15 protein-coding genes and 1 pseudogene are annotated in these 12,017 nt (G+C 31.2%); 13 read left to right on the top strand and 3 right to left on the bottom strand.

Annotated elements, in window-relative coordinates; translation table 11 throughout:
- Nucleotides 1-180: 180 nt before the first annotated feature.
- From rplU to ACSYT2_RS12325, 9 genes are all read left to right on the top strand, one after another.
- Nucleotides 181-489, top strand: a complete 309-nt coding sequence (rplU, locus tag ACSYT2_RS12365; RefSeq protein ID WP_430855526.1) for a 50S ribosomal protein L21 — start codon at nucleotides 181-183, stop codon at nucleotides 487-489.
- Nucleotides 490-494: 5 nt separating this feature from the next.
- The gene (locus ACSYT2_RS12360; protein WP_430855525.1) at nucleotides 495-866 is read left to right on the top strand and encodes a ribosomal-processing cysteine protease Prp; all 372 of its coding nucleotides are present in this window, start codon (nucleotides 495-497) and stop codon (nucleotides 864-866) included.
- A 3-nt stretch (nucleotides 867-869) separates the two neighbouring features.
- A complete protein-coding gene (gene rpmA / locus ACSYT2_RS12355; RefSeq protein WP_430855524.1) occupies nucleotides 870-1,169 on the top strand; it encodes a 50S ribosomal protein L27 in 300 nt (99 codons plus the stop codon).
- Between the two features lie 168 nt (nucleotides 1,170-1,337).
- Entirely contained in the window at nucleotides 1,338-2,624 is a 1,287-nt protein-coding gene (gene obgE / locus ACSYT2_RS12350) for a GTPase ObgE (RefSeq protein ID WP_438384882.1), read from the top strand.
- Nucleotides 2,625-2,635: 11 nt separating this feature from the next.
- Nucleotides 2,636-2,941: a ribosome assembly RNA-binding protein YhbY gene (gene yhbY / locus ACSYT2_RS12345; protein ID WP_430855522.1), complete on the top strand. Its 306-nt coding sequence runs from the start codon at nucleotides 2,636-2,638 to the stop codon at nucleotides 2,939-2,941.
- A gap of 2 nt (nucleotides 2,942-2,943) precedes the next feature.
- Entirely contained in the window at nucleotides 2,944-3,543 is a 600-nt protein-coding gene (nadD, locus tag ACSYT2_RS12340) for a nicotinate-nucleotide adenylyltransferase (RefSeq protein WP_430855521.1), read from the top strand.
- Between the two features lie 5 nt (nucleotides 3,544-3,548).
- Nucleotides 3,549-4,118, top strand: a complete 570-nt coding sequence (yqeK, locus tag ACSYT2_RS12335; protein WP_430855520.1) for a bis(5'-nucleosyl)-tetraphosphatase (symmetrical) YqeK — start codon at nucleotides 3,549-3,551, stop codon at nucleotides 4,116-4,118.
- Nucleotides 4,119-4,133: 15 nt separating this feature from the next.
- Complete coding sequence (locus ACSYT2_RS12330) at nucleotides 4,134-5,543, top strand: LCP family protein (RefSeq protein ID WP_430855519.1); 1,410 nt, start codon at nucleotides 4,134-4,136, stop codon at nucleotides 5,541-5,543.
- A gap of 4 nt (nucleotides 5,544-5,547) precedes the next feature.
- A complete protein-coding gene (locus ACSYT2_RS12325; protein WP_430855518.1) occupies nucleotides 5,548-6,447 on the top strand; it encodes an RluA family pseudouridine synthase in 900 nt (299 codons plus the stop codon).
- A 36-nt stretch (nucleotides 6,448-6,483) separates the two neighbouring features.
- Here ACSYT2_RS12325 and ACSYT2_RS12320 read toward each other — a convergent pair whose 3' ends face one another.
- The gene (locus ACSYT2_RS12320; protein ID WP_430855516.1) at nucleotides 6,484-7,803 is read right to left on the bottom strand and encodes a serine hydrolase; all 1,320 of its coding nucleotides are present in this window, start codon (nucleotides 7,801-7,803) and stop codon (nucleotides 6,484-6,486) included.
- Nucleotides 7,804-7,954: 151 nt separating this feature from the next.
- On the opposite strand from ACSYT2_RS12320, the gene ACSYT2_RS12315 reads away from it, so the two are divergent.
- The 4 genes from ACSYT2_RS12315 (at nucleotide 7,955) to rlmD (ending at nucleotide 11,089) form a co-directional block, all read left to right on the top strand.
- A complete protein-coding gene (locus tag ACSYT2_RS12315) occupies nucleotides 7,955-8,560 on the top strand; it encodes a helix-hairpin-helix domain-containing protein (RefSeq protein ID WP_430855515.1) in 606 nt (201 codons plus the stop codon).
- Between the two features lie 99 nt (nucleotides 8,561-8,659).
- A complete protein-coding gene (locus tag ACSYT2_RS12310; protein ID WP_430855514.1) occupies nucleotides 8,660-9,346 on the top strand; it encodes a hypothetical protein in 687 nt (228 codons plus the stop codon).
- 23 nt (nucleotides 9,347-9,369) lie between these two features.
- Nucleotides 9,370-9,726, top strand: coding sequence for an RDD family protein (locus tag ACSYT2_RS12305; protein WP_430855513.1), 357 nt, complete (start codon nucleotides 9,370-9,372; stop codon nucleotides 9,724-9,726).
- Between the two features lie 10 nt (nucleotides 9,727-9,736).
- Nucleotides 9,737-11,089: a 23S rRNA (uracil(1939)-C(5))-methyltransferase RlmD gene (rlmD, locus tag ACSYT2_RS12300; protein WP_430855512.1), complete on the top strand. Its 1,353-nt coding sequence runs from the start codon at nucleotides 9,737-9,739 to the stop codon at nucleotides 11,087-11,089.
- Nucleotides 11,090-11,174: 85 nt separating this feature from the next.
- On the opposite strand, the pseudogene ACSYT2_RS12295 reads toward rlmD, so the two are convergent.
- Nucleotides 11,175-11,522: pseudogene (locus ACSYT2_RS12295) on the bottom strand (tyrosine-type recombinase/integrase); the annotation flags it as partial.
- Nucleotides 11,519-11,992 carry a hypothetical protein gene (locus ACSYT2_RS12290; protein WP_430855511.1) on the bottom strand — a complete coding sequence of 158 codons (474 nt, stop codon included), beginning with the start codon at nucleotides 11,990-11,992 and terminating at the stop codon, nucleotides 11,519-11,521. The gene ACSYT2_RS12290 and the pseudogene ACSYT2_RS12295, both read right to left, overlap by 4 nt.
- Nucleotides 11,993-12,017: the final 25 nt, after the last annotated feature.

The following is a 12,017-nucleotide window of genomic DNA, read 5'->3' as shown; positions in this document are numbered from 1 at the left end:
ACTTTTATATGATCAATCTTAATAAGAAATATAAGCTTTGATGGAGAAAAATCGCTTTACAATATTTTTGAATTGTGATAGACTATTACAGTAAACCGCTCACGCACAGGTTTTATTATAAAACAAGGATTTGAGCCTTGTACCTATAGTGGCGAGACCGTTATGAGGAGGTGTTTGTTAATGTACGCAGTAGTAAAGACAGGTGGAAAACAATACAGAGTTCAAGAAGGTGACGTTCTTTTCGTAGAAAAGTTAGACGCAGAAGTTGAATCAACAGTTGAATTAACTGAAGTTCTTGCTGTTGGAGGAGAAACTTTAAAGGTTGGAACTCCAGTAGTTGAAGGTGCTAAGGTTGTAGCTAAGGTTTTAGCTCAAGGTAAGGCTAAGAAGATAACTGTTTTCAAGTATAAGAGAAAGAAAGACTACAGAAAGAAAAATGGTCATAGACAACCTTATACTAAGTTAGTTATCGAAAAGATCGAAGCTTAATTCTTATGATAGAAGTAAAAATTAAATCGAAAAATGATAACATACTATCCTTTGATATTAATAATCACGCGTTAATTGGTAGAGATGCCATATTAGCAGGGGATGCTTATGATATGGTATGTAATTCTGTATCAGTATTATCTCAAAGTGTTGTTATAGGTTTAGATGAAGTTTTAAAACTAAATGTAAACTATGAAATAAAGGATGGATTTCTTGCAGTAGATCTTAATGGTTTTACCCAGGAGGAGATAGAGCAAGCACAGGTTTTGTTAAAAACCTTTGAGAAGAGTCTTGAGAGTACAATCTTAGGCTTGGATGAAATGTTTGGAATTAAAAAACGTATAGAATATATTACTTTATTAAAAGAGGAGGTGTAGACAATGCTAATTATGAACCTTCAATTATTTGCCCACAAGAAAGGGGTAGGTAGTTCAAAGAATGGTAGAGACTCTGAGTCAAAGAGACTTGGTGTTAAGTCAGCAGACGGAGAATTCGTTCTAGCTGGAAACATACTTGTTAGACAAAGAGGAACTAAGATCCACCCAGGAAACAACGTTGGAAAGGGTAAGGATGATACTCTATTCGCTAAGATTGACGGAGTTGTTAAATTCGAAAGAATGGGTAAAGATAAGAAAAAAGCAAGTGTTTACCCAGTAAACGTAGAAGAAATAGCTGAATAATTAATCTTTAAATAAAGCACCCTGGCATAGGGTGCTTTTTTAGATAATAGGATATTAAGATTATTTTAATATTTGTTTAATTTATTAAAGAGAAGTTAATGCTATAATAAGGTGAATAGTAAGAAACACTAGATAAAAAAGAGATTTTACAGAAGGATAGGTGATTTTATGTTTATAGATAAGGCTAGGATATTTGTAAGATCAGGTAAGGGTGGAGACGGTTCAGTTTCCTTCAGAAGAGAGAAGTATGTTCCATTAGGTGGACCAGACGGCGGAGATGGAGGAAAGGGCGGTAATATCGTATTTAAAGTAGATACAGGTATGACAACTCTTCTTGATTTTAAATATAGAAAAAAATTCATAGCAGAAGATGGTATCAATGGAGGGACATCTAAGTGTTATGGTAGAGATGGTGAAGATCTTTATATAACAGTGCCAATGGGTACAATTATTAGAGAAGCAGAAACTAATAAGGTAATTGCTGACCTTTCTCATAAGGATGATGTTTTTACATTCTTAAGAGGAGGTAAGGGTGGTAAAGGTAATGCTAAATTCTGTACTCCAACAAGACAGGCACCACATTTTGCTGAGCCAGGAATGCCTGGAGAGGAAATGTTTATTGTTTTAGAACTTAAGTTACTTGCTGATGTTGGTTTATTAGGATTCCCTAATGTAGGTAAGTCAACATTCTTATCAATGACTACAGCAGCTAAACCAAAGATAGCTAACTACCATTTCACAACTTTAAAGCCAAACTTAGGAGTTGTTGCACCAGAAGGAACAGAACCATTTGTAATGGCTGATATTCCAGGTATTATTGAAGGAGCATCAGAAGGTGTTGGTTTAGGATTAGAATTCTTAAGACATATTGAAAGAACAAGACTTTTAATACATGTTGTTGATATATCGGGAATAGAAGGAAGAGATCCTATTGAAGACTTTATAAAGATTAATGAAGAGCTTAAAAACTACTCAGTAAAGCTTTGGGATAGACCACAAATTGTTGTAGCTAACAAGACTGATATGCTTTATGATGAAGAAGTTTATGAAAACTTTAAGAAGAAAGTTAATGAAATGGGATTTGATAAGGTATTTAAAATGTCAGCAGCAACAAGAGAAGGTGTTGATGCAGTAATAAAGGAAGCAGCTAGGATGCTTCAAGATATTCCTGTTACTGAACTTGTAATAGCTGATGAAGAAAGATACATACCAGAAGAAAAGAAATTTACTTATGATATTAGAGTTGAAGAAGGTGAAGAGTACGATACTTACTTCGTATTTGGTAGCTTCGTAGATAGACTATTAAATTCTGTAAATATCCATGATGCTGATTCACTAAGATACTTCCATAAGGTTCTAAAGAACAAGGGAGTTTTAGATAAGCTTAGAGAAATGGGTATCAAAGATGGAGATATGGTAAGTCTTAACGACTTTGAATTTGAGTACTTAATGTAGGAGGAAAATAAATGCTAACTGGAAAACAAAGAGCGTACCTAAGAGGTTTAGCTAACGATATGCAACCAATATTCCAAATTGGGAAAAATGGTGTAGAAGAAGCATTCTTAAAGCAACTTGAAGAATGTTTAGAAAAAAGAGAATTAATAAAAATAAAGATATTAGAAAATAGTGGTTTAGAAACTAGAGAAACTTCAGATTATATTTGTTCAAAAATAAAGGCAGAAGGAATTCAAGCAATTGGAAGCAAAATTGTTTTATACAAACAATCAAAGAAGAATCCAAAGATTGAATTACCTCAACCAAAGAAGAAATAATTATGAAAAAATTGGGTATAATTGGAGGGACATTTGATCCAATACATTTAGCCCATATTTATATAGCTGAAGAAGCTAAGCGAAAATTAAACTTAGATAAAATTATATTTATGCCTGCGGGAAGCCCACCTCATAAAACAAATAAGAGGATTACTGGGGCTTCCCTAAGGTTTAATATGGTTAAAACAGCTATAGAGGGAAAAGAAGGTTTTGAAGTTTCAGATTACGAAATAAAGAAACAGGGAATGAGTTATACTTATGAAACCTTAGAACACTTTAGGGAATCTAATAGAGAGATTTATTTTATAACAGGTGCAGACTGTCTAATGGATTTAGAGAAGTGGAGAGGTGTAGATAAGATATTTGAACTTTGTAAATTTGTAGTGTTTACGCGTCCAGGTTTTAATAACTTGGAACTTATGGAACAAAAGAAAAGAGTAGAGAGTAAATATAAAGGTGAAGTTATTTTTTTAGAAGTATCAGAACGTAATATTTCTTCTACAGATATTAGAAAAAAGATAAGGGATGGAGAAAAGGTAGATAAATTTCTTGATAAAAAAGTCCTAAAGATTATAGAAGAAGAAAATCTATATAGGGAGTGATAATAATGAGCTTAATAGAAGATGCTTACGAATATATAAAAAAGAATCTTAATGATAGTAGATTTATGCATACCCTAGGGGTAGTATCAATTGCAAAAAAATTAGCTAGGATACATGGAGTATCAGAAGAGAAAGCGGAGCTATCAGCTTTATGCCATGATATAGCTAAAAATATGAGAATAGAAGAAATGGAAAAATTAATGCTACAAAATAATGTGGTATTAACTGAAGATGAGAAAAAGAGCCCTCAACTTTGGCATAGTATTCTAGCACCAATAGTTGCAAAGTCAGAATTAAATGTAGATGATGAAGAGATATTAGAAGCTACTAGATGGCATACAACTGGTAAAGAAGATATGACAAAGCTTGAGAAGATAATATATATTTCAGATATGATAGAGCCATCAAGAGTATATCCAGGGGTGGATGAAATACGAGAAGAAACAATTAAAAATTTAGATGGTGGAGTTTTGTTAGGATTAACACATACAATTGAATTTTTACTAAAGCAGGAGGCCCTTATTGATTTAAATACTATAAAAGCAAGAAACTATTTAATAATCAATAGGAAGTAAAAAGGGGGAGTAAAAGTGACTAGGGAGAGAAGGGAACCTGAGTCTATTAGGAGAAAAAAAAGAAGAAGAAGATCGCCAGAAGAAATGGAGCAAATAAGAAAGAGAAAAAGACTAGAGGAAAGAAATACAATTGCTGATAAAGAAATAAGTAGAAAAAAGAAAAGAAGAGTAGCTGAAGATGGGATAGATAGAAGTAAAGGTAAAGAAATGTCTATAGCAAAGAAGGCGTTAGTAATAACTGCTTCAATACTTATTTTTATTATTATGATTGGAGTGATTTCCATAGTTAAATTCTTTGGGGATATAGAAAATAGCAGTACTATTGTAGGGGTTGCACCTGGTAGAAATGAACCTGTGAATATTTTAGTTCTTGGAATGGATATTGGAGATCCTAACCAAGCTGGGAATAAGGATATAAAAAGAACAGATACTATAATGCTTGTAAATTATAACCCTGAAAGTAAGGATGCAAAGATAGTTTCAATACCAAGAGATACTCTTGTAACTGAGAATGGTAAACACTATAAAATAAATGCAGCTTACCAAAGGGGAGGAGACTCTAAGGTAAAACAAGTTGTTGAAGATATGCTTTCAGTTAATATAAATTATATGGTGAAAATTGATTATAAGGCATTTAGAGATTTTATAGACACAATTGGTGGAGTAAACATAGATATTGAGCGTGATATGATTTATGATGATGATGCACAGGACCTACATATTAATCTTAAGAAGGGTCCAAATCAGCATTTAGATGGTAAGAAAGCGGAAGAGTTCTTTAGATGGAGAAAGAATAACGATGGTAGTGGATTTGCCAACGGAGATTTAGATAGAATTGAAAATCAACATAAATTCATTCAGAAGGTAGTAGATAAATGCACAAGTCCAACTATAGTATTTAAAATACCAAAGATATTAAAAACTATATCAAGTAATATGGATAGTAATATGCCAGCATCAAAGATGGTATCTTATGGATTAAAATTCATGAATCTAGCAAATGATGGATTACAAATGGAAACAATTCAAGGAGATAATAAAACCATAGGTGGTGAATCCTATGTTGTATTTAACAAAAAGGCCAATAGCCAGCTTCTATCTGGATTACATTCTTCAAGTAATACAAAAACATCTATAAGGAAGGAGAATGTTAAAGTATTACTACTTAATGGTACGAGAATTAATGGATTAGCATCACAAGTTAAAGGGGATTTAGAAGCCGCAGGCTGGACTAGGGTAGATACAGGCAATGGAGATCCTACTGATAAGAGTATAATTAAGGCTAATGATGATGAAATTAGGAAACTTGTAAATGCAGATATTCAGAAAATAAAAAAGAGTGATAAAAAACCTGAGGATGAAAAATATGCAGCCTATGATGTAGTTATTGTAATAGGTAATGATTATAAGAAGCTAGGAGAATAATAGAATGAGTACTTTAGAAAAAAAAGTTGAAGGTAAATATGAAGGGGCATCTATAAGAGAGTTCTTAAAGGAAGAATTAGAATTATCAACAAGGTTAATTAGAGGGGCTGCATTAGAGCAAAGAATCTTGGTTAATAATGATCCTGTTAGAATGAGACATAGGCTTCATGAAGGTGATGAGGTTATAGTGAAGCTACAAAGAAAAGAGAGCCAAAATATTATTCCTGAAAAGATAGATATTAATATTGTTTATGAAGATTCAGATATATTAGTTTTAAATAAACAACCATATTTAGTGGTTCATCCTACTAGAAGCTATCCAACAGGTACTTTGGCAAATGGAGTATTATATTATTTTCAAGAGAGCAATCAGGACTGTATTGTAAGACTAGTAAGCAGACTAGATATGAATACTTCAGGGTTGATAATTATTGCAAAAAACCAGTTTGCTCATATGGCTCTTTCAAAAGAAATGAAGGATAATAATCTAGAAAAAAGATATCTTGCTATTGTTCATGGACACTTGAAGGAGAAAGAAGGAACTATTGATGCTCCTATCTACAGACCTGAGGGTGATGAACATGGAATACAGAGAATAATTGATGAGAGAGGTCAAAGAAGTATAACTCATTATAAGGTGGTTGAAAGTTTCGAAGGTGGAGATTTAGTAGAGTGTTTACTAGAAACAGGAAGAACACATCAAATTAGAGTTCATCTAAAGTATTTAGGACATCCTATCTATGGTGATTCTTTATATGGATATGAGGAAGAGGATTTAATTCCAAGGCAAGCATTGCATGCTTATGGATTAGATTTTAAATCTCCTAGGACTAAGGAGGTATTATCATTAAGAGCTGATTTACCAGATGATATGAAAGAATTGATTAAAAAGATATCTAAATAAATATAAAAAACACTTTGGTTTTGTCCAAAGTGTTTTTTATGGTTTCTTTAATTTATAATTATTATTAGGATTGCCTGCTTTTTGCAACTTTTGTTGGAATTTTCTTCGTCTTCTTTTTTTACGATTGTGAGATCTTATATACAGAATAAAAAGTAGAAATAAGAAAATAAAAATTCCTATATTAGTTTTATTATCTTCAAAGAAACTATTAATAGCAAGTGTGCTAGTATATTCACGAGTTATCCCGCTTGCTAAGTTTATTGAATCAACTTCTTTTCCATCAATTAAAACTTTAGCTGTTGTGAGTATATCCCCTCTATTAAAAGCCTTTGTAGCTAGGTTAGTTGGTGTCTCATATTCTAATGAAACATTTAGCTTTGAGTTATCACCAATCTTTGTGGTGTAATAAATATCTTTAGCTGCAAGAAGAGGTACTGTTAGTTCTTCGTTTACCTTGAAGGAGCCTACTTCCTCACCTTCAGAATATATTTTTGTTCTTGCAAAGTTTTCGAATCCATAATCAAATATCTTAGCAACATCAGAGTAAACTTGAGATATTCCTTCACCTTTTAAGAATGAGGCTATAAGAGTATGTCCATTCTTCTCTGCTGATATAACATTTGTAAATTTAGCTGCAACTGTATAACCTTTTTTTGATGCTACCGCAAAAGGATAGTAGTAGCTTGAGTTAGGTAATAATATGTAATTATGATTGTTTACATGTCTTATAGATCCATCTAGATTACTTGGCGGTAATTCTAACGCAGATATTTTTGAAATCTCAACAAAATCCTTATTTTTAACTGCTTCTTTCATAAATAAAGCTAAGTCTTTTGGGGTTGTTACATGATTTTTATCAGGTAATCCACTAGGGTTAGTAAAATTAGAATTTACAGCTCCAATTTCTCTTGCTCGTTCATTCATTAACTTTGAAAATTCCTCAATAGACCCAGAAACATGTTCAGCTAGAGCTTCAGCACAGTCATTACCTGATTCTAGAAGTAAACCAGCTAGTAATTCTCGTACTGTATATATTTCACCTTCTTTAAGACCAATTGATGTTCCATCAGCAAAGGGAGGATTTTTACCAACCGTTACCTTATCATCTAATTTAGTATGTTCTAATACTATTTGTGCAGTAATTATTTTTGTAGTGGAAGCTGGGAAGTATTGTGTATCTCCATTTTTAGAATAGAGAACTTCACCGCTAGAGCCATCCATAAGAACAACACCTTCAGAATTTAAACTAGGAGGGCTTGAAGCGGCATTAGCATTAAGGCCATCCATAGTTGAAGTTAAAAAAGTAAATATAAAAATAAAAGAAAATAATCTATTTAAAAGTCTATAATTTTTCATATGAACCTCTCATATTACATAGTTTGACAAATATATTCTAACAAATAATTTAAGAGAATTCCACTATTAATATAAAAATAATAAAATTTGTGGTTATATTTATATAAATTGTAAATAATATAGAAGTACCATTAACGAAAAGAGGGATTATGTGAAGAAGAATTATAAAACTATAGGAATAATAGCATTACTAGTTATAGTAGGAGTATTTTTATTGATATCATATATAAAAGGTGGAAGTAAAGAATTAAAAAAGAATAATAATGAAAGTATATTTGTAGAAGATGAGAGTAATCCAGATGAAAAAACTATACCATTAAAAAGTAAAGAGATTGTAGTAGAAATAAAAGGCGAGATCAATAAACCTAATATATATTGGCTAGATGAGGAGAGTATTATAGAAGATTTAATAAAGAAGGCAGGAGGAATAACTGATTTAGCAGATGTTAGGAAAATTAATAGAGCAGAAAAACTTAAAAATCATCAGTCAATTATAATACCAAATAAAGATGAGGCACAATCTGTTACTGCATCATCTACAGTGACTTCGGGAATAAATACAGGGGGGATAGTTAATATAAATACAGCAAGTGAAAGTGACCTAGATGCATTACCAGGAATAGGACCAGCAAGGGCAAGGGATATAATAAAGTATAGGGAGGATAAAGGTGGATTTAAAACTATTGAAGATTTAAAAAACATCAAAGGCATAGGAGAGAAGTCATTCGAAGATTTAAAAGATAAGGTAACAGTATAGCGTATTTTAGTTTTAAAATAGTAATTTTAATGATATAATTAATCTTTGTTAGGGGAATATTTAGATGCTTATATATACGAAAGCTTAGGGAGGGTTAATATGTCAAAGAAGATAGTTGCTATTATAATATGTGCTATTGTTTCATTATCAATAGTTGGATGTGGAAAAAAGGATGAGAAAGCTGATAATACTAGCAAAGCTAAGACTGCTACAGAGGAGCAATATGATAAGCTTGAAGGGGAATGGGCTAAGGATACAACTTTAGATGATTTAAAGACAAAATATAATGATCTTTTAAAGAGTGTTGAAGAAAAGACAAAAGGATATGGATTAGAGTATACAAAGGATGAAACAGTTAAGGAAGAGAATTCTGAAACTGTAAATCATAATAATATTTATTTAGATAATAAAAATGCAGAAAAGAACCGTCTTGAAAGTTTATACTTTGGTATGAAAATTTTTGGAGAAAAGTTATCAACTGGTCAAATAACCATGAAACTTTCTTTAAATTTTGATGGCGAAGATGCCTTAAAGACAGGAAAATTTGATTTCGGTGAAACTTCGCTGGCATCATATTCAGCATTATTAACTAATGAAAAAGATAGAGATTATAAAGAAATAAATAGCAAAATAATTGATATCTTAAATAGTGAAAGTGGCGAAGGGGTAATAAAAAGTAGCATTAACGGACTTTACGAAGAATTTACTGTTCATAAGGATTACATAGTCTATAAACTGGAAACAAAAGTATTTGATTTTATTAAACCAGTTGAAGAAACTAAATAGTAGGCTATGAAGGAGGAGAAGGTTTGAAAAAAAGGTTATTTGCAAGTTTATTAGATGAGATGTTCGTATTTATTGCTTCAGCATTAGGGTTATTAATACTAGAATTAATATTAAGACTTTTCGGATTTACAATGGTAACAACAGAAGTATTCTTATTAATCATATTCTTTGTAGCTAATGTATTATACTATCCTATAATTGAAGGAAGCAAATATAACACAACTTTTGGGAAGAGAATAATGAAATTAGATGACATGGAAGATGAAGTTATTGATGAAGAAATGGTACATGTTCCTGAAGAAGCTGTAGACTCAATAGAGGAAGTTTCAGAAAATGAAGTAGAAGATGTTTTAGAAGTTGAAACAAAAGAAGAAGCATAGGAGTTAATTAATGAGAAAAGGTAGCGAAATACTAGTTAAAATAGAAAAAACAGAATTTCCTTCAATGGGTATAGCAAAAGAGGGAGATAGAAAAATATATGTAAAAAATACTTTTCCAGGTCAAGTTATAAAAGGTAGAGTTAAAAAGAAAAAGGCTGATTATGCTGAGGTTAAGCCTTTAGAAGTTGTTGAAAGAGCAGAATATGAAATAGATGCTAAGTGTCCTCATTTTGGTGTTTGTGGAGGTTGCTCATCACAAACTTTATCTTATGAAAAACAACTTGAAATTCTAGGAGAAGAAGTAAAGGATCTTTTTGTTAATGCCAATGTTACAACTGGAGAATATGAAGGGGTAACAGGAAGTCAGGAGCAATGGGAATATAGAAATAAGATGGAATTCACCTTTGGAGATATGGAAAAGGGTGGAGAATTAACTGTTGGAATGCATATGAAGAACAAATCCTTCGGTATAATCTGCGTTGATCAATGTAAAATTGTTGATGAAGACTTCAGAAAGGTTATTACTTTAACTGTAGAGTATTTCAGGAAACAAGATTTACCTTACTATAGAGTAATGAAAAGAGAAGGATATCTAAGACATTTAGTTATTAGAAAAGCACAAAATACTGGGGAGTTAATGGTTAATTTAGTAACTACAACTCAAATAGATTTTGACTTAACTGAATATACTGAAATCCTAAAAAATGCAGAATACAATGGCAAATTAGTTTCTATATTACACACAGAAAATGATTCATTATCAGATGCAGTTATACCAGAAAAGGTTAATGTATTATATGGAATAGATCATATTCAAGAAAATTTACTTGGTTTAAAGTTTAATATATCTCCATTCTCATTCTTCCAAACAAATACTAAGGGAGCTGAAAGTCTTTATAGTATTGTTAGGGAGTACATGGGGAATTCTGATAATAAAGTAGTATTCGACCTTTATTGTGGAACAGGAACCATAGGACAAATAGTAGCACCTAATGCTAAGAAAGTTGTTGGAATTGAGCTCATAGAAGAAGCTGTAGAAGCAGCTAAGGAAAATGCTAAGCTTAATGGATTAGATAACTGTGAATTTATAGCCGGTGATGTTGCTGTAACAATCCAAAATGTTAAGGTTAAGCCTGATATAATAATTCTTGATCCACCTAGAAGTGGAGTTCATCCTAAGGCTTTAGAATATGTTATAAAGTTTAAGGCTAAGGAAATAATATATGTTTCATGTAATCCTAAGACATTAGTTAATGACTTACGAATTTTAATTAATGCAGGATACAAGGTGGTTAAGACTAGGGTTAAAGATATGTTCCCTAATACACCTCATGCTGAAACAGTAGTTAAGCTAGTTAAGTAATAGAGCCATTTATAATAACTTATAGTGAGTTAAATTATTATATTTCCACCCATTTGCCACCGTAAAGGTTGGGTGGGTGGAAATTTTAATATCCTTTTAAAGCTTTTTCGAAGATATCAACAGTATCATTTCTCATTTTCTGGGTAATATGTGCATAAGTATCCATTGTTGTTGATAATTTTGAATGTCCTAATCTATTCTGAACATCTTTTATATTAGCTCCATATTCAATTAACATTGTTGCATGAGTATGTCTAAGGCTGTGAAAGTTATAATTTATCTTAAGATCATAATTAACAACTCTAGATAAATATTTTAATGATTCAGTTGTAATTTGTTCACCATTTTCTTTAGTACAGATAAATTTACTGTTACTATAGTAAGGCCCATATTTAAATTTCATTTCTTTTTGATATAAGGAATGTGATTTTAATTAATTTTTTCTCCCCATATTTCTTTTAATAAATCAATTATATTACCATTTATAATGGGATCATCAACATCTGAAGATAAGGTATCAAATAATGATGCTAATTGAGGTAAGATAGAACTATCTAAAAGTTCATTAATTTTATAGTTTGTTATATTTCTTTCAAATAGACTAAAAATAGTATTTAGTGAACACTCATGATGAGTGTAGTGAGAACTTTTCCTAAAATAGTATGTAGATTCATTTATCGTATAGCTAAGAAGACTAGCTTTAGAAATATTATCGTTATCCCCATCAGTACTATATTTAAGTAATTGTTGAGAAATTTTATTAAAATTATGTTCTAAGAATTCATCATTTAGTTCATATCCGCTTAAAATCAAATTTTTTTCTCTTTTATAGTCAATAACCATAAATAGTGTAGGCGTTATTATTGCTAGTAGTAGTATAATTATAAAATTTTTTTTTGACAAAGTTAACAACCTCCTTTTATATTAA

The organism is Clostridium zhoujianii (genome assembly GCF_051590805.1).
Taxonomy (GTDB): domain Bacteria; phylum Bacillota; class Clostridia; order Clostridiales; family Clostridiaceae; genus Clostridium.
Note: the sequence above shows the minus strand (reverse complement) of the source record. Positions and strands in the feature narration are given on the sequence as shown.

Excerpts from the sequence above, each read along its gene's own strand:
- rplU (WP_430855526.1), top strand. The coding sequence starts at position 181 with ATGTACGCAGTAGTAAAGACAGGTGGAAAACAATACAGAGTTCAAGAA.
- ACSYT2_RS12360 (WP_430855525.1), top strand. The coding sequence starts at position 495 with ATGATAGAAGTAAAAATTAAATCGAAAAATGATAACATACTATCCTTT.
- rpmA (WP_430855524.1), top strand. The coding sequence starts at position 870 with ATGCTAATTATGAACCTTCAATTATTTGCCCACAAGAAAGGGGTAGGT.
- obgE (WP_438384882.1), top strand. The coding sequence starts at position 1,338 with ATGTTTATAGATAAGGCTAGGATATTTGTAAGATCAGGTAAGGGTGGA.
- yhbY (WP_430855522.1), top strand. The coding sequence starts at position 2,636 with ATGCTAACTGGAAAACAAAGAGCGTACCTAAGAGGTTTAGCTAACGAT.
- nadD (WP_430855521.1), top strand. The coding sequence starts at position 2,944 with ATGAAAAAATTGGGTATAATTGGAGGGACATTTGATCCAATACATTTA.
- yqeK (WP_430855520.1), top strand. The coding sequence starts at position 3,549 with ATGAGCTTAATAGAAGATGCTTACGAATATATAAAAAAGAATCTTAAT.
- ACSYT2_RS12325 (WP_430855518.1), top strand. The coding sequence starts at position 5,548 with ATGAGTACTTTAGAAAAAAAAGTTGAAGGTAAATATGAAGGGGCATCT.
- ACSYT2_RS12320 (WP_430855516.1), bottom strand. The coding sequence starts at position 7,803 with ATGAAAAATTATAGACTTTTAAATAGATTATTTTCTTTTATTTTTATA.
- ACSYT2_RS12310 (WP_430855514.1), top strand. The coding sequence starts at position 8,660 with ATGTCAAAGAAGATAGTTGCTATTATAATATGTGCTATTGTTTCATTA.
- rlmD (WP_430855512.1), top strand. The coding sequence starts at position 9,737 with ATGAGAAAAGGTAGCGAAATACTAGTTAAAATAGAAAAAACAGAATTT.